Consider the following 21,853-nt stretch of genomic DNA (forward strand, 5'->3'; position numbering starts at 1 on the left):
ATTTACGGCCGGACTCCCGCTGTGGACAACCGCCGGACGCGTCAGCTGCGCAGGGTCAGGCAGGCCACTCGCGCACCTGCGGTGCCGGCCTGCCCGGCATCGGTACGGGTGAGCTGCGCATGCAGGATCAACGACCGCGGCGGGCGGATCGGATCGAACGACCACGGCTGCTGCGACGCGACCGTAGCGGCCCCCCGGGGATCGGTGGTGAAGTCGAGCCACACCTCGTTGCGCGGGTTGGCGTACGCGGGGTCGGTCGACGGCTGCGAGGGGGCGACCTGGTGCTGGTAGTGCGGGCCGGCGTCGTCGGGCACCGAGGTGCAGGTCTTGGTGTGCAGGTGTGCCCCGTACGCCCGGCGGCTCGCCAGCCCGGTGACTGCCAGCCGTACGCGTACCCCCTGGGCGGTTGTCGAGACGCTGACCTGGGCGGTTGCGCCGGCCGGGACCACCGCGGTGTCGTAGGTGATCGCCTGGGTGCCCTGGGGCTGGAAGATGCCCGAGGCCGTGCCGACGGTGAGGGGCGCCTGTTCCGATTGGGCCTGCATGGGCTGGCCGGAGTGGGGGGCGTCCGGGTCGGGGATGCCGCTGGAGACGATCCAGGGGGTGCCGGCCGGCGGCGGGGACACGGGCGTGGTGGGGAAGCTGCTGCTGCCTGGTGCCGAACATCCGGCGAGCGCGGCCAGGGCGACGGTCAGGAACGGCAGAGTGCGACGCATGCTGCGAAGTATGCCAAAACGCAGCAAATCGGGCGAGTATCCGGAGGTGCTAGCTTTCTGGCGAGGCGGGCGGAAGGCTGACAAGGCAGACGGCTGTGCGGCAACGAGCGGCGCAGCGACGGGAGGGACCGGAATGGGTTACGCGGTGGTGCTCGGGGAGGCACTCGTGGATCTCCTGGAGACCGAGCGCGACGGCGAGCTGATCTACCGGCAGGCGATCGGCGGCGCACCCCTCAACGTTGCTGTCGGCGCCACCCGGCTCGGCGGCGACGTGCGCTACATCGGCTCGCTCGGCAACGACACCCTCGGCGACCGGATTGCGGCCTTCCTGCGACAGAGCGGGGTCGGCACGGCGACGACCACCCGCGTGCCCGTGCCCACCACGCTGGCCGTCACCACGTTCGAGGGCGCCGAACCGACCTTCCAGTTCTACGGCGAGCCCCCGTCCTACGCGCTCGTGCGGCCCGACGACGTCGACGAGGCCACGGTGGCGGGCGCCGACGTGCTCTACGCCGGGTCGATCGCGCTGATGCGCGAACCCTTCCAGACCGCGGCGCGCAAGGCCTGGTCGGTGGCCGGGCCGCTGAAGGTCTTCGATCCCAACGTACGCCCGAAGCTGCTGCCCGACGCCGCAGCGGTCGCCACCCTGCGCGCGTTGGTCGAGGACTTCTTCTCGACCGCTGACCTGGTCAAACTCAGCTCCGCCGACGCCGGCGTCCTCTGGGACGGCGCGACCCCGGCCGCGGCCGCCGACCGGATCCTCGGCCTCGGCGCCCGCGCGGTCGTCGTCACCTGCGGCGCGGAGGGCGCGCACGTGGCGACGGCGGACGGCGCGGTCATGCTGCCCGCCCCGAAGGTTGCCGCGGTCGACGCAACCGGCGCCGGCGACTCCGTCATGGGCGCACTCGTCCGCCGCCTACTCGCCGCCGGCCGCCCCGCCGACCTGGCCGGCTGGCAGCAGTACGTGACCTTCGCGCTCGCCGTCGCCGGCCTGGTCTGCGAACGACGCGGCGGCGCGGTAGCCATGCCCACCCAGGAGGAGCTCACCGCCCGCTGGGGTGCGCTGATCTGAGCGCGGTCAGGCCTCGCCCAACGCCTTGGCGATGAATCGCTGCCGGTCCAACAGGACACGTTCGACCCGTACGTCGGCGACCAGATCTTCGCCGTCGCGGACCACCACGTCGAAGTACAGCGTGCGCCCGTCCACTTTCGACAGGGTGGCCAGGGCGGTGACCTGGTGTCCGACCGGAGTCGGCGCCCGGTGCTCCACCTCGGCCCGGGTGCCCACCGTCGTGACCCCGCCCGGCAGCTGTCGGGCGGTCGCCGCCACCGTGGCAGCCTCGGCGAGCGCGAGGACCCGGGGGGTGGCGAGCACCGGCACGTCGCCGGAGCCGAGGGACTGGGCGGTGTCGGCGTCGGTGACGGTCAACTCGACCCGGGCGCTGAGACCGGGGGTGAACTCCGGAAGCTCCATGCCCTTCAGCTTAGAACCTGCCGAGCGCCGCGGCGGACGACGCATCCTCAGCTGTCGGTCGCCGACCGTTCCAGGCCCGTGTCCGTCGTCGTGGCCGTGACGGCGGCGGCTGCGGCGATGGAGTCGCCGGCGGCGAGCGGTGCCGGACCGCGGGCTGCCCGCGCCCGGAGGGTCAGTTGCTCGGCGAGCCACCAGGCTTCGGCCAGGTCGCGGTCCTCGGCGACGCCGGACCGACCGCCCGCGGTATCCGCGTAGACGGTCGCCAGCCCGAGCCGCCGCTGCACCGGACCCTGGACGACCCGGACGCTCTGCAGGCGGGCGTACGGCACCAGGGTCATCTCGCGGGTGAGCAGGCCTGAGCGGGCCACGAAGACCTCGGACGTCAGGCCAATGCCGAGGTAGCGCAGCCCGAACGGGTGCAGCCAGCGCGCCCGCGGCGGGGGCGGCAGGGTGGACAGGGTGGCGAGGTCGACGCCGGGCAGCGCCTGGAAGACCAGCCACCGGCCGGTTTCGAAGTCGCCGACCGGCAGCAGGCGGTCGGAGCTCTTCGCGTCGCCGGCTTGCGGGCCGGCGTACCCGGCGATGTCGAGCCGCAGATGCAACCAGCGCTTCGCCCGCCACAGCAGCGGCCAGGTCACGCCGATGGTCTGGACCCGGTGCAAGGGCACGATCTGGTTGCGGGTCTCCACCAAGCCGAACTGGACCGAAAGTCGGTCGGCCGGATCGCGTGACAACCGGAAATTCCAGTCCTGGAGCACCCGGCGGATCGGCTGGAGGACCACACCGGCCATCGCGGTCATCGTGCTCGCGATGCCGATGAAGGTCCACGTGCCCTCGAGCACGAACTGCATGATCACGAAAGCGACGCCGACCGGCAGGAAGAACGCCTGCGGCGTCAGGAGCTGACTGAGCAGGAGATCCTTATTGGCGACGCGGAAGAGCGGCCGTTCGGCGGGTGCCTCGGTTGCCGGCCCGGCCACCGCTCCCGGCGCGGGGCCGGCAAGGGCGAGCAGGCGTTCACGGAGCGCGGTCGCCTCCCGAACCGTCAGGTAGGCCAGCGGAGCCTCCGTCTTGCCGCCGCCGACCACTTCGAGGCGCAGTTCGGCCAGGCCGGTGAGCTGGGCCAGGAGCGGGCGGCGCACCTCGACGGCCTGCAACCGGTCCAGCGGGATGGCCCGGTTGCGGCGCCACAGCAGGCCATCCTGGATGCGCAACTCGCGGGCAACGACGTGGTAGCCGGTGTTCAGCCAGCCGATCACCGAGAACACCACAGCCCCGACGGCGAGCACGGCCACGACCAGGGCAAACGTCTCCAGACCCACCTGCGACAAGGTCTGCCAGCTCAGCGCGGCCACGATGACCGCGAGGGACTTCGCCCCGTGCAGCAGCGGACTGAGCGGGTGCAGGCGCCTGCGCGGCTCATCCCCGCCTCCCTGCGCGACCTCTCCGCCTCCTGGGGGTGTGACTTCCGCGGGGGCTGGTTGCGGGGCCGAGTGTGGGCGCGGGGCGTCGGGGGTGGTCACAAGCCCTCGGCCCGGTCTTCGCCGAGCGCGGTCAGCCGGTCGCGCAGCCGGGCTGCCTCCTCCGGGGGCAGTCCCGGAACCTTGGCGTCGCTCGCCGCCGAGGCGGTGTGCAACTGGACCGTGGACAGGCCGAACGCCCCTTCGAGCGGCCCGGCCGTGACGTCGACGAACTGCATGCGGGCGTACGGAACGATGGAGAGCCGGCGGACCACCAGGCCGTGCCGGACCAGCAGGTCGTTGTCGCGCTCGGCATAACCCCAGGCGCGGACGGCGCGGACGGCGACGAACGAGCGCCAGACCGCCAGCACCAGGACCGCTGCCATGGCCGTGGGCCACGTCCAATGTCCGGTGAGCACCCAGGCGATGCCGAACCCGGCCAGCAGGACGACGATCCAGGAGTAGAGGCCGATGAGTTCCACTGTGACCAGCTTCGGCGAGACCGGACGCCACTCGACCGTGTCCGGCCAGGGCTCCAGCGCGTCAACCTGGCCGGGCGCGGTGCCAACAGGGTCCGTACGGGGTGCGCTCGGCTCGGTCACGTCTGAAAGCCTAGGCGGTGGGGCGGAACTCGGTCACCTCGCGCAGAAAGCGCCGGGCATCCAGAAAATCGCCGAGGGTCTGCCGGTGCTCGGCGCAGGCGAGCCAGGTCTTGCGGTATTCCGGGGTATGCAACTTGGGGTTGTTCCAGCGCAGCTCCCACTCGGCGCCCGCGCGGCAACCCTTAGCGGAACATTGGGGGGCTAGCTCCTCAACCACACCCGAAGCCTAGCGACTGCGGGAGGGGAGTTCGGGAGGGGAGTTCGGGAGGGGAGTTAGAGCGCCGGGCGACCACGGGGGAAGTCGCCCGGCGACGCGGTGAATGTTACACCGGTCATCCCGGCTGCCGTCTACCCGCTGGGCGTGCCCGTCCGTGCGTATCGCGCAGAAAGATCGACAGGTCCGTACCCTTGCGGTCGGCGCGTAATGCGGCTCCGGCGGACCGGTTCGCCGCTGGTCGTGTAAGTCTTGAACGTCGGCGTCCGTGCCGACGCCGTCCGCGAAGTGCGAAACGTTGTTGGAGGACCGGTGGCCGACCCGACCACGCCCGAGGGCACGACCAGCGCGGCCCAGGCGGCGAACCCGGTGCCACCCGCGCAGGACGCCACCCAGCTCGAACGCGCCATGTTCGAGGTCAAACGGGTCATCGTCGGGCAGGACCGGATGGTCGAACGGATGTTCGTCGCGCTGCTCGCCCGGGGACATTGCCTGCTCGAAGGCGTGCCCGGCGTGGCCAAGACCCTCGCGGTGGAGACGCTGGCCCGGGTGGTCGGCGGCTCCTTCTCCCGGGTGCAGTTCACCCCCGACCTGGTGCCCGCCGACATCGTCGGCACCCGGATCTACCGGCAGTCCAGCGAGAAGTTCGACGTCGAGCTCGGCCCGGTGTTCGTCAACTTCCTGCTCGCCGACGAGATCAACCGGGCCCCGGCCAAGGTGCAGTCGGCGCTGCTCGAGGTCATGGCCGAGCATCAGGTGTCGATCGGCGGCGAGAGCCACCGGGTGCCCGACCCGTTCCTGGTGATGGCTACGCAGAACCCCATCGAGCAGGAGGGCGTCTACCCGCTGCCGGAAGCCCAGCGGGACCGCTTCCTCATGAAGATCGTCGTGGGCTACCCGACGGACGCCGAAGAACGCGAGATCGTCTACCGGATGGGCGTTAGCGCACCCGAACCCAAACAGATCTTCAGCGCCGACGACCTGCTCGGACTGCAGCGCCGCGCCGACCAGGTCTTCGTGCACAACGCGCTGGTCGACTACACCGTACGGCTGGTGTTAGCCACCCGGGCGCCGGCGCAGCACGGGATGCCCGACGTCGCCCAGCTGATTCAGTACGGTGCCAGCCCGCGCGCTTCGCTGGGCATCGTGCGCGCCACCCGGGCGTTGGCACTGTTGCGCGGCCGTGACTACGCCCTGCCGCAGGACGTGCAGGACATCGCGCCGGACATTCTGCGGCACCGGCTGGTGCTGAGCTACGACGCGTTGGCTGACGACATCCCGGCGGACCACATCGTCGCCCGGATCATGTCGTGCGTGCCGGCGCCATCGGTTGCATCCCGCCAGGATGCGGGCGGGACCAGCCACCATCCCGCCTCCGGCATCCCGGTCCCGGCGAGTGGCGGCCCAGCCTATGGCGGCGGCCCGGCTTACGGCAGCGGCGGCCAGGCGTATGGCGGCGGCCCGGCCTACGGCGGTGCGCCCGGTGGCAACCCCGCATTCGGCGCAGTGCCGGGCGGCCCGGCCTACGGCGGCGTGCCCAGCGGCAACCCAGCTCTCGGCGCGGTGCCAGGTGGCGCGGCCTTCGGCGGTGCAGCCGGCGGCACCCCGGGCGGTGCCTTCGGCGGCGCGCCGGCGCCGGGTACCGCCGCGTTCGGCGGGCCAGCCTTTGGCGCGCAGCAGCCGCAGAGCGCTCCGTCAGCAGCGCCGCAGAACGGGCCGCAGAGCGCTTCACCAACAGCGTCGCAGAACGCGCCGCAGAGTGCCCCACCAGCAGCGTCGCAGGAGCAGGTGCAGGACCCGAAGGGCTCGAGGGATCCGAAGGATCCGCACCACCCGACGCAGTCGTGGCCGGGCCAGCAGTGACGGTCCGCTGGTGACGACTGCCGACCTTCCGCCGCCGGTCGCCGGCTCCGGCACGGCCCGGGCCGAGGCCGTTCTGTCTCGGCTGCAGCTGCTGGTCACCCGCAAGCTCGATGGACTTCTGCAGGGCGACTACGCGGGCCTGCTGCCCGGTCCCGGCAGCGAGGCCGGGGAGAGCCGCGAATACCGTCCCGGCGACGATGTGCGCCGGATGGACTGGCCGGTCACTGCCCGGACCACGCTGCCGCACGTCCGGCGTACGGTCGCCGACCGCGAGCTGGAGACGTGGATGGCGCTGGACCTGTCGGCGAGTCTGGACTTCGGCACCGCCCGCTGCCTCAAACGTGACCTGGTGCTGGCGGCGGCGACCGCGATGGCGCACCTGACCGTGCGGGGCGGTAACCGGATCGGAGCGGTCGTGGGCACCGGCGCCGGGCAGGTGGCCGAGGAACGCCGGGGTGGGTTCCCGTGGCGGCGCAAGAAATCCGAGCCGGTGGTGCCGGCGGCGGCTCCGATCGTGCGGATGCCGGCTCGCCCGGGGCGCAAGGAGGCGCAGGGGCTGTTGCGGGCGATCGCGCGTACGGAAATCAAGCCGGGACGCACCGATCTGGGTGAGCTGATCGACCTGCTGAACCGGCCGCCGCGCCGGCGGGGTGTGGCCGTGGTGGTGTCCGACTTCCTGGCGCCGGTGGATGGCTGGTCGCGGCCGGTGCGTAAGCTCGCCGTCCGCCACGACGTGCTGGCGATCGAGGTGGTCGACCCGCGCGAGCTGGAGCTGCCGGACGTCGGTGTGCTGACGCTCGCCGACCCGGAGACCGGCGCGCTGCACGAGGTGCAGACCGGCGACCCCGCATTGCGCGCCCGGTACGCCGAGGCGGCCGGGCAGCAGCGCGGCGACATCGCCCGGGCGTTGCGGGCGGCGGGGGCGGCCCACTTGAGACTGCGTACCGATTCCGACTGGTTGCTGGACATGGTTCGCTTCGTGGCGGCCCAACGACACGCTCGTACCCGGGGGACCACCCGATGATCCGTTTCTTGCAGCCGTGGTGGCTGCTGGCCGTGCTGCCCGTCCTCGCGGTGGTCGGTGTCTACGTGTGGCGGCAGTTCCGCAAGCGCCACTACGCGATGAAGTTCACCAACGTGGACCTGTTGCGGACGCTGGCGCCGAAGGGCCTGGGCTGGCGCCGGCATGTGGCCGCCGGGGCGTCGTTGCTGAGCCTGTTCCTGCTGGCCCTGGCGATGGCCCGGCCTTCGGTGGACCGGGAGGAGCCGCTGGAACGGGCCACGGTCATGCTGGCGATCGACGTGTCGCTGTCGATGGAGGCTGACGACGTCGCGCCGAACCGGATCGAGGCGGCGCAGGAGGCGGCGAAGGCGTTCGTGCAGGAGCTGCCGCCGACGTACAACCTGGGTCTGGTGTCGTTTGCCAAGGCCGCGAATGTGCTGGTGTCGCCGACGAAAGACCGGGCGGCGGTGATCGCGGGCATCGACGGGCTGACGTTGGCGGAGGCGACGGCGACGGGTGAGGCGGTGTTCACCTCGCTGGAGGCGATCCGGTCGGTGCCGGCGGACGGGGCGGACGGGGTGCCGCCGGCGCGGATCGTGCTGCTCTCCGACGGGTACCGCACGTCGGGTCGGTCGGTGGAGGATGCGGCGACCGCGGCGTCGGCGGCGAACGTACCGGTGTCGACGATTGCGTTCGGCACCGACACCGGCATCGTCGACATTCGGGGCGTGCTCCAGCGCGTACCCGTGGATCGGTTGTCGTTGCAGCAGCTGGCGGAGAAGACGAAGGGCTATTTCTACGAGGCCGCGTCGGTCAGTGAGCTGAAGCAGGTCTACGAGGACATGGGCAGCTCGATCGGGCACCGGGTGCAGCCGGAGGAAGTCACCCAGTGGTACGCCGGTGTCGCACTGCTGCTCGGTCTCGCGGCGGCCCTGCTGAGCTTGCTGTGGACGTCTCGCCTGCCGTGATCGCCAGGTAGGCTGGCGGGCGGTGCGCCGGGAAGTCTGGTCGGCAATGACTCGACCGACCCCGGAAAACGGAGCGCCGCATGAATTCTGTCCTGTTCGGCCGTGGTACCTGGCCGGAGGCGCGCCGGATCGCGGACGTGCTGCGCAAGGAGACGATCGGCGGGGCGCTGCTACTCGCCGGGGCGCTGATTGCCCTCGTTTGGGCGAATTCGCCGTGGTCGGACGGCTATCACGCGCTGCTCGGCTACCGGATCGGCCCGGCCGCTCTGCATCTCGACCTTCCGTTGGCGACCTGGGCGGCGGACGGCCTGCTGGCGATCTTCTTCTTCGTCGCCGGTCTGGAGCTCAAGCGGGAGTTCGTCGCCGGCGACCTGCGTGACCCGCGTCGAGCGGCGGTGCCGGTGGTGGCCGCGGCCGGCGGCGTCATCGTGCCTGCGCTCTGCTACACCGTGGTGAATCTCGGCGGGGCGTTGCGCGGCTGGGCGATTCCGACCGCGACCGACATCGCCTTCGCGTTGGCCGTGCTGGCGGTCATCGGCCGTTACCTGCCCACGGCACTGCGCACGTTTCTGCTCACGCTCGCGGTGGTCGACGACCTGTTCGCGATCGTGATCATCGCCGTCTTCTACACCGCGGGTCTGTCGGTGCTGCCGCTGCTCGGCGCGTTGGTGCCGCTGGGACTCTTCACGCTGCTGGTGCAGCGACGCGTCCGGTCGTGGTGGCTGCTGTTGCCACTGGCCTTCGCCGCGTGGGCGCTGGTGCACGCGTCCGGGGTGCATGCCACGGTTGCCGGTGTGCTGCTGGGGTTCGCGGTGCCGGTGCTGCGCCGGGACGGTGACGCCGGGCCGGGCTTGGCCGAGCATTTCGAGCACCGGTTCCGGCCGTTGTCCGCCGGGTTTGCGGTGCCGGTCTTCGCCCTGATGTCGGCCGGGGTGACGATCGGCGGGCTCGATGGTCTCGGCGCGGCACTGAGTGACCCGGTCGCGATCGGCGTCGTGCTGGGCCTGGTCGTGGGTAAGCCGATCGGCATCACGTTGGCGACGTGGCTGACGGCCCGGTTCACCCGGGCGAAGATCGACGCTGGGCTCGCCTGGGTGGATGTCCTCGGCCTGTCCGTCCTGGGCGGGATCGGTTTCACGGTGTCCCTGCTGATCGGCGAGCTGGCCTTCGGAGCCGGTTCGGACCGGGATGGGCACGTGAAGGTGGCGGTGCTGGCGGGATCGCTCGCCGCGGCGGTGCTGGCGACCGCGCTGCTGCGTTTCCGGAACCGGACCTACCGGCGGCTGCACGAGCAGGAGCAGGTGGACGCGGACGGTGACGGAGTGCCGGACGTGTACCAGCGCTGAAGTGCTTTACTTCGGCCAGCGGCACGCATAGATTGCCATCTATAGCTGTAGGTGCCGATCCGGGGAGACCGTATGCCCGACAACGTTGTCACCGGGTTGTCGCGTCGGTCCGTCCTGACCGCCGGGGCAGTGAGCCTGTCCGTGCCCGCCGTCGCCGCGGGCGTCGCTCTCGCCGGGCAGCCCGCCGATGCCGCCGCGGGCGTGACCCGCCAGATCACCGTCTACGCCGAGGCGCTGCCCGGCGGGCTGTACGGCTACGGGCTGGCGCCAGGGCAGGCGACCATACCCGGGCCGGTGTTGGAGATGTGGGAGGGCGACACCCTCGAGGTGACCCTGGTGAACCGCACCGACAAACGCCTGTCCATCCACCCGCACGGCGTCGACTACAGCACCGACTCCGACGGCAGCCCGCTCAACGCGTCGTTCAACGCCCCGGGCGAGACTCGCACCTACGTGTGGCGCTCCCGCGAGATGACCGCCGCCGAGGGCCGTCGCTTCCTGCCCGGCAGCGCCGGCTACTGGCACTACCACGACCATGCGATGGGTACGGACCACGGCACCGGCGGCCTCGCCAAAGGCCTGTACGGCGCGCTGATCGTCCGCCGGCGCGGCGACCTCCTGCCCGAGAAGCAGTTCACCGTCGTGTTCAACGACATGATGATCAACAATCGGACCGCGCCCGCGACACCGATGTTCGAGGCGAACCTCGGCCAACGGGTCGAGTGGATCGCCATCGGCCACGGCGGCACGTTCCACACCTTCCACCTGCACGCCCACCGGTGGGCCGACAACCGGACCGGTTTGCTCGAAGGTCCCGCCGACCCCAGTGCAGTCATCGACACGAAGGACCTCAACCCGGGCGGCTCGTTCGGCTTCCAGGTGGTGGCCGGGCTGGGTGTCGGCCCAGGCGTCTGGATGTACCACTGCCACGTCCAGTTCCACTCCGACGGCGGCATGGCGGGCCTGTTCCTGGTTCGCGAGGCGGACGGCAGCATGCCGCCCGGCGCACAGGACGCCATCCATCGCTTCCACGGACACGCCCACAGAACGCATCACTGAAGGGTGCTGGGATGAGACATCGGATCGGCCTCGTTGCGGCCGCCATCGCCGCGCTGCTGGTGAGTTCGGCCCCGGTCGTCGCCGCGCAAGCAGCCCCAGCGCCGGAACCGCTGCGGGTGCTCGTCTTCCACGGGCCGGCGGCGGACCAGCAAGACCCCGTCGAACGCGCCGCGCAGACCATTGCGGACCTGGCGGCAGCGGACGACGTGGCAGTAACCCGGTCGAGCGACCCGGCGGTATTCACCGCGGCCGGCCTCGCGGCGTACCGGGCGGTGGTGTTTCTCTCGGCCACCAACGCTGCCCTGACCCGCGAGCAGGAGGCGGTGCTGGCGGGCTACATCAACGCCGGCGGGGGGTTCCTCGGCATCGGGGACGCGGCCCAGGCCCAGCTCGACTCCGCGTGGTTCACCGGCCTGATCGGCACCCGACCCGCTGGCAGCATCCCCACGGCGGAACCGGTCGCACGGGTCGGCGCCAACGCCGAGAACCCGCCGAACGAGACCAAAGAGAAGCTGACCGACGGCGACGCGAACACCAAATGGCTCGCACGCACCCCGACCGCCTGGATCACGTACGAGCTCAGCACCCCGAAGGCGATCAGCGGCTACGCCCTCACCTCGGCAAACGACGCTCCCGGCCGGGACCCCGCGGACTGGACGTTGCAGGTCTCCGCAGACGGTGCAACGTGGACAGACGTCGATCGGCGTACCGGGCAGACGTTCCCGGACCGGTTCCAGACCCGCCGGTTCGAAGTCGCCGAGCCGCGCGCCTTCGCGCACTACCGGCTGTCGATCACCGCGAATGCCGGGGAACCGTTCACTCAGCTCGCCGACCTGCGGTTGTCCACCGGATCCGTGACCACGCCGCCGCCCCCGGCAGTTCGCGAGGCCGTCGTGGACGTCCTCGACCGGCAGCATCCCGCGACCGGGGCACTGCCACCGACGCTGCGCCGCGCCGACCGCTGGGTCAACTGGGACCCCAACCCGATCGGTACGGTGCACACCCTCGCCCAGGTCGAGGAGCGCTTCTACGACCCGGGTCCTGGCGCCAACGGCCCGTTCCACCCGGTCTCGTGGTGCCGCGACTACGACGGCGGCCGCTCCTTCTACACCGGCATGGGCCACACCGAAGCCGGGTACGCCGAGCCCGCCTTCCGCAGCCACCTCACCGGAGCGCTGCGCTGGACCAGCGGCCTGCAACGCGGCGACTGCCAGGCCACCATCGCCGCCAACTACCAGGTCGAGCGGCTCACCGCCGCCAACCAGCCCGGCCAGCTCGACCAGATCGGCGAACCGCACGGGCTCACCATCGCGCCGGACGGCACGGTGTTCTACGTCGGCAAGGGCGCCTGCCCCACCGGGCCGGTCGTCGACTGGTCGGATCCGAACGTGGGCCTGGGCTGCGGCACGATCCACGCGTACGACCCGGGGAGCAAGCGGGTCAAGCTGCTCACCACCCTGCGGGTGATGGGCAACCGCGGCAGCGGCTCGGAACTGGTGAAGAACGAGGAGGGTCTGCTCGGCATCGTCCCCGACCCCGCCTTCGCCACCAACGGCTGGCTCTACGTCTACTGGATGCCGCACGAATCGATCGACCGGGAGAACCGGATCGGGCAGCGGACCATCTCCCGGTTCACCTACGACCGGCAGACCGCGACCATCGACCAGGCCACCCGTAAGGACCTGCTGACGTTCGGAGTGCAGATCCACAGCTGCTGCCACGCCGGTGGCGGCATGGCCTTCGACGACGCGGGCAACCTCTACGTCGGCTCGGGCGACAACAACTCGTCCGAGGGCTCGGGCGGCTACTCGGGAAACAACTGGACCGCCGAGTACAAGGGTGTGTCCTTCCAGGACGCTCGGCGCACCTCGGGCAACACCAACGATCTGGCCGGGAAGATCATCCGCATTCACCCCGAGCCGGACGGCACGTACACGATCCCGGCCGGCAACCTGTTCCCGCCGGGCACCGCGAAAACCCGGCCGGAAATTTACGTCATGGGCGTACGCAACATCGCCCGGCTCGCCGTCGACCCGGTGCACAAGTGGCTCACCTCCGGGTGGGTCGGACCGGATGCGGCACTACCCAGCCCCGCGCTCGGCCCGGCCAAATACGAGACCGCCACGATCATCACTTCGGCGGGCAACCAGGGCTGGCCGTACTGCATGGGTAACCGGCAGCCGTACCGCGACCGCAGCAACACCGACGCGTCCGTGCTCACCGGCTGGTACGACTGCGACGACCTGACCAACACCTCGCCCCGCAACACCGGCCGGGTCGGCATCCCGCCCGCCCGCGACAACATGATCTGGTACTCGCCGGGCGGCGGCGGGCCGGTCTTCCCCACCCGGACGGACGGCAGCGGCCTGCCCAGCTACGTCAACGCCGAGGCGACATACACCCAGCCGTACCTGCGCGGCGGTGGGCAGGCCATCATGTCCGGGCCGACCTACCACCGGGAGCTGGTGAACACCGCGAGCGGCGTGGCGTGGCCGGCGTACTGGAACGACAAGTGGTTGATCGGCGACCAGTCGAACCCGCAGAACCGGGTCGCGGTCACCGTCGACCCGGCCGGGGTGCCGCAGCAGAAACCGCCACTGTTCGGCGAATCACTGCGGGCGATCATCCCGGGCGGCAACGGCGACACGAAGCTGCAGAGCTGGATGGACGCCAAGTTCGGCCCGGACGGCGCGCTCTACCTGCTCGACTACGGCGGCGGCTTCTTCACGTTGCACCCCAACCAGAAACTGCTCCGCATCACCTACCGCGGCGGACCCGCCACCCCTGTGCCCGCGGCGTCGTCGGTGGCCGTACACAACAAGCCTTTGACCGTCGCTTTCAGCGGCGCGCGGTCCGGTGGGGTGACTCACCGCTGGGAATTCGGCGACGGCACCACGTCGACCGACACCAACCCACGGCATGTGTACGCGACGACGGGCACCTTCCAGGCGAAGCTGACGACCACCTACGCGGACGGCGAGACGGCGACGACCGCACTCGCGGTAGCCGTCGGGTGCGCGACCTCCGACAGTCGCGGGACCGTGTGGATGGGGGAGTCGGACACCGGTGTGCCCAACAAAGCAGCCGGCGGCGGTTGCACGGTGAACGACCTGATCGACGACGAGGGCGCCTGGCCGGACCATGACAGCTTCGTCCGGCACGTCTCCGCCACCGCCGACCGGCTGCACGCCGGCGGTCTGCTCAGCGGTCGCGAGTCCGGTTCGCTGACCCGCTCGGCGGCAGGCTCGCCGATCGGGCGGCCCGGCCATACCGGCTACGAGTCGCTCTTCGACGGCACCGCGGAATCGTTGCTCGCCTGGCAACAGGCAGGTCCCGGCGCTTTCACCATTCAGCCGGACGGCTCGCTGCGCACCGGCGGCGGCCTCGGCATGCTCTTCTACGCCCGGCGCCCGTTCGCCGACTTCTCCCTGAAGCTGCGCTTCCGTGACGTGGCACCGGGAGCGACCCGGTCCAACAGCGGCGTTTTCGTCCGCTTCCCCGATCCACGCATCCCCCTCGACCAGCGCCCACCAGGAAGCTGCGGCACCGTGGGATCGGCCCGCACCTCCGCCGCCTGGGTGGCAATCTATTGCGGCCACGAGATCCAGCTCTTCGACGGTGCGATCGGTGAACCGCAGAAGACCGGCTCGATCTACAACTTCGATCTCGTGCCGACCGCCGGAACGGTGCCGAAGAACCAGTGGAGCGACTACGAAGTCCGGGTCGTCGGCCAGCACTACACCATCCTGCGCGACGGCGTGGTGCTCAACGAGTTCGACAATCTGCCCGGCAAAGCGTCGTCCCGGGCCGGCGATCCGCCGACCGATCTTCGGCAGTTCACCGAGGGCTATCTAGGCTTGCAGAATCACGGAGCCGCCGACCTGATGGAGTTCCGCGACATCCGGGTGCGGGAGCTCTGATGCTCCGTCGGGTATTCCTCAGCCTGCTCCTGCTGCTGGCGGGAAGCCTGGTCGCGCCCGAGCCCGCGCTCGCAGCCGCGACCCTCACCTGGACCGCAGACGACGACATCACCCGCTACAAGTCGGCGCCCACCACCACCGCAGCCGGCACCACCACCATCGTCTTCGAGAACAGTGCGGCGACCGGGAACGTCACCGGTATGCCACACACCCTCACCTTCGACACCACCACACCCGGCTACAACCACGACGTCACGCTGAACATCCTGGCCAGCCCGTTCGACGCCAACAACGGTCGGCACCAGGCGACGATCACCCTCACCCCCGGCCGCTACCGCTACTTCTGCGCGCTACCCGGCCACGCGGAAATGACCGGCGAACTGATCGTCACCGGCAGCACCGAGCCAGACACCACCGCGCCAACCGTCTCAGCCTCGATAGCGGGGGAACGCAACCCCGCCGGCGAATACCTCGGCAAGGCCACCGTGACGGTAACGGCCACGGATGCCGCGTCCGGAGTGGACACTGTGGATTACCAGCTCGACTCCGGGGGTTTCATGCCGTATCCGGGCCCGGTCGAGGTCAGCGCCACCGGCGACCACGTGCTCCGCTACCGCGCCAAGGACCGGGCGGGCAACATCAGCGACACCGGCTCGGCGACCTTCCGCATCGTCGCGCCCCCGCACCAGGACACCACGCCCCCGCTAGCCACGGCCGAGGTCTCCGGCACCCGCAATCCAGCCGGGCAATTCCTGGGCACAGCAACCGTCATCATCGCCGCATCGGACGAAGACTCCGGCGTCTCCAGCGTGGAGTACAACCTCGACGGCGGGCCGTTCCGGATCTACACGACCCCGGTGGTGGTCGACATTGTGGGAACGCACATGGTGCACTTCCGCGCCACCGACGCCGCCGGCAACACGTCGGCCGAGCGCATGGTCTCCTTCACCATCGTCACGCCACCCATCGAAGACACCACACCCCCACAAACCTCCGCAGCGGTGACGGGGGAGCAAGATGCCAGCGGTGCCTACGTCGGCCGGGCCACCGTCACGGTCACCGCCACCGATTCCGGATCAGGAGTCGCGACCATCCAGTACGCCGTCGACGACGGCGCCTGGGCGACCTACAGCGCGCCGGTGATCGTCGCCATAGCGGGTGCCCATACCGTCCGCTATCGGGCCACCGACACGGCGGGCAACACCGCCGCAGCGGCCACGGTCTCCTTCACGGTCGTGCCATCCGGCTCGGACACCTGCCCCGGCTCGGACACCCGAGCCACGGTCATCATCGGGACCGAGGACACCGGCGTCGCCAACAAAGACACCGGCAACGGGTGCACGATCAACGACCTGATCGCGGAACAGGCCGGCTACCCCGACCACGGCACCTTTGTCCGGCACGTCGAGGCAGTCACCGGACCACTCGTCGCCGCCGGGCTGCTCACCCCACGGCAACAGGGCGTCATCGTCCGAACAGCGGCCCGCTCGGACATCGGAAACGTTCGGGCGGCGCCCCGCCCGGACCCGGCAACCCACCGAGGAGTAGCGCGATGAGACGTACCGCCGCCACGCTGACCGTTGTCGTCCTTACAGCGCTGGTGAACGTGCAGCCGGCCCGGGCGGGGCTCGTCACCCATTGCGTGGGGACCGGTGGGGCGGTGACCGTACCCAACGATCTGCTGGTTCCGGCGGGGGAGTCCTGCGCCCTGACCGGCACGACGGTGACGGGCAACATCAGCGTCGCCGCGGGCGCCAACCTCGTGGTGACCGGCGGCCGGTTCAGCGGTGACATCCACGTCGCCGCTGATGGTTACCTTGATGCCTCCGACACCACTGTCGCCGGCGGGATCGAGCTAGCCTCCGGCGCGTACGGCGCCTTCCTCCGCGACGCCCGAAGCGGGGCGGTCACCGTACGCGCCAAAGGATCCACCACGATCGACAGCTTCCTGTTCACCGAAGGTGCCACCATCGAAGGCAACGTCACCGCCAGTGCCGGCGAGGTGCGCCTCGACAAGACCACCCAGGTCACCGGCAATCTGAGCAGCTCCGGGACGTACTACACGGACGTACACGACTCCTTCGTGGACGGCACGCTGTCGGTGCTGAACAGCGCCACCGGCAGTGTCGTGTGCGGCAGCGCAGTCCGCGGGCGCGCCACCTTCGCCGGCAATCTCCAAGGCGTGCAGATCGGCCCTGGTGGTCTGCTCGACAGTTGCGCCTCGGGTGGCTACTGGGGCCGCGACATCGACATCACGAACACCGCCGGCGGCGTCTGGGTCGACGACACCATCATCGACGGTCGCCTGACTTTGACCGCCAACGACCCGGTGGCCCGGGTCGCCACCAACAACCGCATCCGCGGCGGCATCACCGGCGACCACACCGCAACCGCTCTGCGGACCGGCAGCGCGGCTGGTGAGCACCGCAGCGCCAGGAAAGATCGTCGCGCCGAGTCGCGACGATCCGCGGCCGCCAGGGAGGCTCGGGCGGCCGGGGACGCGCGTCTGTGAGCTAGGACGTGCAGGGGCCGGTGCCCCCGCCGCCGTAGCGGAACGACGAACTGTTCAGCCGCACGGCGGTGTATGCGGGCTTCGGCTCGCCCTCCTCGGGCTGAGGGAAGATCTGCGGGTTCGGTCTTGTGGGCTGCGGCGGATTCGCCGGCCCCACAAAGGTGGCTTGGATTCTGTTGATCTCCGACGCCGCGCTGTCCTCCGCGAGCTTGCCGTTGCCCATGTCGGTGCAGCTTTGCTCGGTGGCAGTGACTACCTCGCCGAACCACTGCACGGCCTCCGCCTGGTTGAATTGTGTCGCCCCCCACAACGTGTCTGGGAAGCGGCCGATCCATTCTCCGCCATAGAAAATCCACCAGTTTCCCGCGGAATACATGATGCCGAAGCGCATGCTCGTGCCGATTGGCAGGGTGGCTCCAGGCTTGATCGACGCGTTGCTTTCGGGCACGAACCCGCAGCCGTTGTAACAGGTCGGTTTGCCGTCCACCCAGTGGAAAACGAACAGATGCGGGTCGTCGTCGCCGTTCACCCTGCGGTCGACGGTCCAGCCGACCTCAACGATTTGTTTCCCGTCGGCGGTCTGCATCGAGATCTCGGTCAAGGTGTGCTCGTCCGCAGCAGCCAGCTCCGGCTTGGAGATGGGTAGATATGCATAGGAACTTATGAAGTTCGGCTCGTCGGGAGTGTCGGGATTGTTGTCCTTGAAGCGAATCCTCCGGCCGCCCGCATAGTGGTAACGCCCGTCCAAGGGTGCGGCGGACAACGCCCGCGGTGGGGACGGAAACGGCGACGATTGGAGGTCGGCCAGCGGTGCACGGCCCTTGGGTGCGTATACCGGCTTGGGCTCGGGAGATGTGTCAGCATCGGCCGGCGCGGCGTCCGCGTCGAGTGCCGCGATCTCGGCGCTGGTCGACCCGGCCGGAGCGAGTTTCAACGTGGTGGGCCGCTCGCCCGACGGCAGAGCCGGCGGTGTCGGTTCGGCCTCGGCGGCTGCCGGAAGCCTGGGAATTTCATCGGCGTGCGCGGACGCGTTCCAGCCGGCAGCTGAGGAGACAGCGACGGCGGTGATGAGGCCTGCGGCCAGCCAGCCGCGGCGGGGATTTGACACGGGTCCGTCCTTAACCGGAGGCGGATGCGGAAGCGACGGTGACCATATAACGACTTCGATGCATTCGGCGGGGGCGCCTGACGCATTCGAGCTGAACGGTTGAGGTAGTGGATCACCGGGAGACTCGTGGTTTAACCCAGTGAGGCTGGTTACGGGGGAAATACCGCATATATCCTGCAGCTATCAGTCGTTTACCGATGCAACGCCTGTTCCGGGTGCGGCCCCGCGCCGCCGCCCGGCAGTCTGCTGCGCTCTTCGCACTAGCCGGTGGGCTCGCTCTGCTGGGCATCCTCAACGACCCGATGCGTGCGAGGGATCTGCTGCTCGTATCCGCCGCCGACTTCGTGCTGGCGATCTCGACGTGGTTCCTGCCGTGGCGCCGGTGGCCTCGGCAGCGGGTGGCGCTTCTCGCGCTGCCCGGCTTTGTGGTGCTCGGGTTCTCCACGTGGGCGTTCGGCGGTGTCGCCACCGGCACGGGTCCGTTCCTGGTGCTGCTCTACGCCTGGGCGGCGCTGCACTTCTCGCGGAAGATCCTGCTGGCACTGCTCGCTCCCGCGGCGGCGGCGTACGTCGTGCCGCTGGTCGTCACCCACCAGCCGCCGGAGATTCTCGGCAGTGCCGTGATCCTGCTTCCCGTCGCGCTGGCCGTCGCGCTGCTCATCGAGTCGCAGGCGCGGCATCTGCGCGATGACCGCGAGCGGTTGGCTCGGATCGAACGCTGGCGGGCCGCGATGATCGGCACGCTGGCGCACGACGTACGGTCGCCGCTGACGACCGTACAGATGACGCTCGAGGAGGTGCGGGAGGAGGCGACCGGACAGACCGCGCGGATGCTCGATGCGGCTCTGCGGCAGACCGCTCGGATCGACCGGCTCGCCACCGGGCTGCTCGACCTGAATCGCATCGACACCACCGGTCATCTGCAGCTGGAGCGGCAGCCCACGCCGGCGCGGGAGGCGGTCTGTGCGGCTATGACGTACCTCAGTTCGGCTGATGTCCGGATCGACGTCCCGCACGAGCTGATGATGTGCGTGGATCCGGAGCGGTTCGAACAGATCGTTGTCAACCTGGTGGGAAACGCACTGCGTTACGGCAAGCCGCCGGTGATCGTGACTGTCACCAGCGACGGCAGCACCGATCGGATTGCGGTCCGCGACCATGGTCCGGGCGTGTCGGTGGAGTTGCAGGCTCGGCTGTTCACCCGTTTCGGTGCGGGCGACAAGGAAGGCGTTGGTCTGGGGCTGTGGATCGTCCGCCAGCTTGCCCAGGCGCACGGGGGTGAAGCGCATTACGAGTCGGGCGACCCGGGTGCCGTCATGGTCGTCACCCTGCCGTCGATCCCTCTAGTCTCGGACGGTGACCAATGAGCATGGCGCGACGGCGGAGCGGGCCGAACGGCTGAAGGAACGGGTCTACATCACGTTCACCGCCCTCGCGGTGGTGCTCGCGTTGCGGTCGCACGAAGCCACCGCTGAGGAGGCGGTGAAGACGCTGCTGATCGCCGTGACTGGCACGCTGCTTGCAGTGTTCGTCGCGGACGTCGTGTCGCATATCGCGGTGCATGCTGCATTGCCGGCCCGACCGGAAGTTCAGCGCATGGTCCGGGTCAGTTTCGGTGCCGCGACCGTCCTCGGGCTACCGCTGCTGTTCCTCGGCCTGGCGCTTGCGGAGACCTGGCCCGCGGACCGGGCGCTACGCGCCTCCACCACGGCCCTCGTAGTCTCCCTGGGCGTCATCGGCTACCTGGCCGTGCGTCGGGTCCGGCTGCCGCTCTGGCAGAAAGGCATCGTGCTGCTGGCAGAAGTCGCCCTGGCCGCCGCCGTGGTCGGCTTGGAACTGCTGGCCCACGGCTGATCGTTCAGTAGCGGAAGTGGCTGACCAGCTGGTGCAGGTCGGCGGACATGCGGGCCAGTTCGTCGGCCGCGCCACGGGCCTCTTCGACCTCGGACCTGGTCCGGCCGGTGACGCCGGCGACGGCGTCGGCTGCGGCGGCGATCTCGTTGCTGCCCCGGGCGGCCTCGGTGATGCCGCGGCTCATTTCGGCGCTGGTGACGGTCTGTTCCTCGACGGCGGCGGCGATGGTCACCTGCTGGGTGTTGATCTCACCCACGACAGCGCCGATCCGCTCGATGCCTTCCACCGCGGCGCCGGTGTCGGTCTGGATGGCGTTGACCTGGGCGATGATGTCGGCGGTGGCTCGGGCGGTCTCCTGGGCCAGCTCCTTGACCTCGCCGGCGACGACGGCGAAGCCTTTGCCGGCCTCGCCGGCACGGGCCGACTCGATGGTGGCGTTGAGGGCCAGCAGGTTCGTCTGCTCGGCGATGCTGGTGATCAGCTCCACCACCGCCCCGATCCGGGCGGACGACTCGCCGAGCCGGCGCATCGTGCTGTCGGTGACGGAGACGACGTCCACGGCCGAAGCCGCGGCGCCGGCCGCGGCGGTGGCGCTGCGGGCGATTTCGGCGATGGCGGCGCCCATTTCCTCGGCGCCGGCGGCGACTGCCTGCACGTTGCCGGAGACCTCGTCGGCGGCGGCGGAAGCGGTCCCGGCCTGGGCGGCCGCGTCGGTGGCGTCAGCGGAAAGCCGGTCACTGGTGGCGGTGAGTCGTGCGGACGCGTCGGCCAGCGCGGTGGCACTGTCGCCGAGCGCCCGTACGGTGCGGTGCAGGGCCTCGCCGGTCTCGTCAACGGACTTGCCGAGCTGTCCCGTCTCGTCGAGGGCGTCCAGGCCGGTCCGGGCGGTGAGGTTGCCCAGTCCGATCTGCTCCAACACGCGGATGCATCGGCGCAGCGGCCGGACCACCGAGCGGGTCACCAACCGGCTGAGCAGCAGCGCGGCGAGCACGGCCAGGGCCGCCACGACTCCGATGACGATGTAGACCAGCTTGGTGACCGCCTGGACCTGTTTGGTGATCTCCTCAGCTCGGGCGGTGACCGAGGAGATGACCTTCTCGGTGGAGTCGAGGAGCAGCTGCCAGGAATCGGTGAGCTCCGCGTAGAGCATGTCCCAGGCTTTCGCCCGACCCGCCTCGGTGTTCTTGGCCATCTCCGCGACGAACTTGGTGTCCTCGGCGAAATAGTTGTCGAACAGCTTGCGCAGGTTCGCCACCTCGGCGCGCTCCGCAGCGGTGAGGTCTCCCGGGGGAATCGCCCCGAGCAGGTCCACCACCTCCTGCTTGCTCCGCAGCAGTCCCGCGCGGCTGGTGTCGGGGTTGTCGGCGTCCAGGTAGTCGACGCCCCACTCGATGTACTCGGCGTAGACGTACGCCTGCCAGCCATTGATGTCGTTGTCCAGCAACCGCAGCTGCGTAACCTGCTTGACCAGGTCATTGAGGCGGACCATCTCGGCCTGCAGCGACGACTGGCGCTGGGCGCCCCAGAGGCCGGCGCCGGCCACGCCGAGCATGAGGACACAGACGGCGAGGAACGCGACGCCCAGCCGAGAGCCGACGGACAGGTTCCTCAGGCGCCGACGCATGTGCGGTGTTTCCCCTCAAAAGACAAACAGTGTGCGTCTCTCAGATCGGCCTGTCCGACCGTCAACTGAGGCCGGCGGCAGTTGCGCCAATCACCCGCGGCGGTGAAAGAGGCGGGTTTAACATTCGGTG

Annotated in this window: 17 protein-coding genes and 1 pseudogene; 11 read left to right on the forward strand and 7 right to left on the reverse strand. The window is 70.1% G+C overall.

Annotation, left to right across the window (positions count from 1 at the left end; all coding sequences use genetic code 11):
- Positions 1-41: 41 nt before the first annotated feature.
- Positions 42-716, reverse strand: coding sequence for a superoxide dismutase (locus ACIA1L_RS06770; RefSeq protein WP_396071523.1), 675 nt, complete (start codon positions 714-716; stop codon positions 42-44).
- Positions 717-849: 133 nt separating this feature from the next.
- Between ACIA1L_RS06770 and ACIA1L_RS06775 the strand changes: the two genes are divergently transcribed.
- Positions 850-1,788: a carbohydrate kinase gene (locus ACIA1L_RS06775; RefSeq protein ID WP_396071524.1), complete on the forward strand. Its 939-nt coding sequence runs from the start codon at positions 850-852 to the stop codon at positions 1,786-1,788.
- 6 nt (positions 1,789-1,794) lie between these two features.
- Here ACIA1L_RS06775 and ACIA1L_RS06780 read toward each other — a convergent pair whose 3' ends face one another.
- From ACIA1L_RS06780 to ACIA1L_RS06795, 4 genes are read right to left on the reverse strand one after another with little or no spacing between them, the layout of a single operon-like run.
- Positions 1,795-2,190 (reverse strand): thioesterase family protein, encoded by a 396-nt coding sequence (locus ACIA1L_RS06780; RefSeq protein ID WP_396071525.1) that lies wholly within the window; start codon positions 2,188-2,190, stop codon positions 1,795-1,797.
- 47 nt (positions 2,191-2,237) lie between these two features.
- A complete protein-coding gene (locus ACIA1L_RS06785; protein WP_396071526.1) occupies positions 2,238-3,713 on the reverse strand; it encodes a PH domain-containing protein in 1,476 nt (491 codons plus the stop codon).
- The gene (locus tag ACIA1L_RS06790) at positions 3,710-4,252 is read right to left on the reverse strand and encodes a PH domain-containing protein (RefSeq protein WP_396071527.1); all 543 of its coding nucleotides are present in this window, start codon (positions 4,250-4,252) and stop codon (positions 3,710-3,712) included. The genes ACIA1L_RS06785 and ACIA1L_RS06790 overlap by 4 nt, the downstream gene beginning before the upstream one ends.
- A 10-nt stretch (positions 4,253-4,262) precedes the next feature.
- The gene (locus ACIA1L_RS06795) at positions 4,263-4,469 is read right to left on the reverse strand and encodes a hypothetical protein (RefSeq protein WP_396071528.1); all 207 of its coding nucleotides are present in this window, start codon (positions 4,467-4,469) and stop codon (positions 4,263-4,265) included.
- A gap of 309 nt (positions 4,470-4,778) precedes the next feature.
- On the opposite strand from ACIA1L_RS06795, the pseudogene ACIA1L_RS06800 reads away from it, so the two are divergent.
- The 8 genes and pseudogenes from ACIA1L_RS06800 to ACIA1L_RS06835 all read left to right on the forward strand — a co-directional run.
- Positions 4,779-5,873: pseudogene (locus ACIA1L_RS06800) on the forward strand (AAA family ATPase); the annotation flags it as partial.
- A gap of 466 nt (positions 5,874-6,339) precedes the next feature.
- Positions 6,340-7,353 (forward strand): DUF58 domain-containing protein, encoded by a 1,014-nt coding sequence (locus ACIA1L_RS06805; protein ID WP_396071529.1) that lies wholly within the window; start codon positions 6,340-6,342, stop codon positions 7,351-7,353.
- Positions 7,350-8,300 (forward strand): 26S proteasome regulatory subunit RPN10, encoded by a 951-nt coding sequence (locus ACIA1L_RS06810; protein ID WP_396071530.1) that lies wholly within the window; start codon positions 7,350-7,352, stop codon positions 8,298-8,300. Before ACIA1L_RS06805 ends, ACIA1L_RS06810 begins: the two co-directional genes overlap by 4 nt.
- Before the next feature lie 80 nt (positions 8,301-8,380).
- Positions 8,381-9,646 carry a Na+/H+ antiporter NhaA gene (gene nhaA, locus ACIA1L_RS06815; RefSeq protein WP_396071531.1) on the forward strand — a complete coding sequence of 422 codons (1,266 nt, stop codon included), beginning with the start codon at positions 8,381-8,383 and terminating at the stop codon, positions 9,644-9,646.
- A 72-nt stretch (positions 9,647-9,718) separates the two neighbouring features.
- Positions 9,719-10,705 carry a multicopper oxidase domain-containing protein gene (locus ACIA1L_RS06820; protein ID WP_396071532.1) on the forward strand — a complete coding sequence of 329 codons (987 nt, stop codon included), beginning with the start codon at positions 9,719-9,721 and terminating at the stop codon, positions 10,703-10,705.
- A gap of 11 nt (positions 10,706-10,716) precedes the next feature.
- A complete protein-coding gene (locus ACIA1L_RS06825) occupies positions 10,717-14,625 on the forward strand; it encodes a ThuA domain-containing protein (RefSeq protein WP_396071533.1) in 3,909 nt (1,302 codons plus the stop codon).
- Positions 14,625-16,181 carry an OmpL47-type beta-barrel domain-containing protein gene (locus tag ACIA1L_RS06830; protein ID WP_396071534.1) on the forward strand — a complete coding sequence of 519 codons (1,557 nt, stop codon included), beginning with the start codon at positions 14,625-14,627 and terminating at the stop codon, positions 16,179-16,181. Before ACIA1L_RS06825 ends, ACIA1L_RS06830 begins: the two co-directional genes overlap by 1 nt.
- Positions 16,178-17,137: a hypothetical protein gene (locus tag ACIA1L_RS06835; RefSeq protein WP_396071535.1), complete on the forward strand. Its 960-nt coding sequence runs from the start codon at positions 16,178-16,180 to the stop codon at positions 17,135-17,137. Before ACIA1L_RS06830 ends, ACIA1L_RS06835 begins: the two co-directional genes overlap by 4 nt.
- Position 17,138: 1 nt before the next feature.
- On the opposite strand, the gene ACIA1L_RS06840 is transcribed toward ACIA1L_RS06835, so the two are convergent.
- Positions 17,139-18,245, reverse strand: a complete 1,107-nt coding sequence (locus ACIA1L_RS06840; RefSeq protein WP_396071536.1) for a neprosin family prolyl endopeptidase — start codon at positions 18,243-18,245, stop codon at positions 17,139-17,141.
- Positions 18,246-18,442: 197 nt separating this feature from the next.
- Between ACIA1L_RS06840 and ACIA1L_RS06845 the strand changes: the two genes are divergently transcribed.
- Positions 18,443-19,612 (forward strand): sensor histidine kinase, encoded by a 1,170-nt coding sequence (locus ACIA1L_RS06845; RefSeq protein WP_396071537.1) that lies wholly within the window; start codon positions 18,443-18,445, stop codon positions 19,610-19,612.
- Positions 19,602-20,099 (forward strand): hypothetical protein, encoded by a 498-nt coding sequence (locus tag ACIA1L_RS06850; protein ID WP_396071538.1) that lies wholly within the window; start codon positions 19,602-19,604, stop codon positions 20,097-20,099. The genes ACIA1L_RS06845 and ACIA1L_RS06850 overlap by 11 nt, the downstream gene beginning before the upstream one ends.
- Positions 20,100-20,103: 4 nt before the next feature.
- On the opposite strand, the gene ACIA1L_RS06855 is transcribed toward ACIA1L_RS06850, so the two are convergent.
- Complete coding sequence (locus tag ACIA1L_RS06855) at positions 20,104-21,723, reverse strand: methyl-accepting chemotaxis protein (protein ID WP_396071539.1); 1,620 nt, start codon at positions 21,721-21,723, stop codon at positions 20,104-20,106.
- Between the last annotated feature and the right edge of the window lie 130 nt (positions 21,724-21,853).

This window comes from Actinoplanes sp. NPDC051859, assembly GCF_044452725.1.
Taxonomy (GTDB): Bacteria; Actinomycetota; Actinomycetes; order Mycobacteriales; family Micromonosporaceae; genus Actinoplanes.

Bases quoted from the DNA above. Each gene is read 5' to 3' on its own strand.
- ACIA1L_RS06770 (WP_396071523.1), bottom strand. From the start codon at position 716: ATGCGTCGCACTCTGCCGTTCCTGACCGTCGCCCTGGCCGCGCTCGCC.
- ACIA1L_RS06775 (WP_396071524.1), top strand. From the start codon at position 850: ATGGGTTACGCGGTGGTGCTCGGGGAGGCACTCGTGGATCTCCTGGAG.
- ACIA1L_RS06780 (WP_396071525.1), bottom strand. From the start codon at position 2,190: ATGGAGCTTCCGGAGTTCACCCCCGGTCTCAGCGCCCGGGTCGAGTTG.
- ACIA1L_RS06810 (WP_396071530.1), top strand. From the start codon at position 7,350: ATGATCCGTTTCTTGCAGCCGTGGTGGCTGCTGGCCGTGCTGCCCGTC.
- nhaA (WP_396071531.1), top strand. From the start codon at position 8,381: ATGAATTCTGTCCTGTTCGGCCGTGGTACCTGGCCGGAGGCGCGCCGG.
- ACIA1L_RS06820 (WP_396071532.1), top strand. From the start codon at position 9,719: ATGCCCGACAACGTTGTCACCGGGTTGTCGCGTCGGTCCGTCCTGACC.
- ACIA1L_RS06825 (WP_396071533.1), top strand. From the start codon at position 10,717: ATGAGACATCGGATCGGCCTCGTTGCGGCCGCCATCGCCGCGCTGCTG.
- ACIA1L_RS06830 (WP_396071534.1), top strand. From the start codon at position 14,625: ATGCTCCGTCGGGTATTCCTCAGCCTGCTCCTGCTGCTGGCGGGAAGC.
- ACIA1L_RS06835 (WP_396071535.1), top strand. From the start codon at position 16,178: ATGAGACGTACCGCCGCCACGCTGACCGTTGTCGTCCTTACAGCGCTG.
- ACIA1L_RS06845 (WP_396071537.1), top strand. From the start codon at position 18,443: ATGCAACGCCTGTTCCGGGTGCGGCCCCGCGCCGCCGCCCGGCAGTCT.
- ACIA1L_RS06855 (WP_396071539.1), bottom strand. From the start codon at position 21,723: ATGCGTCGGCGCCTGAGGAACCTGTCCGTCGGCTCTCGGCTGGGCGTC.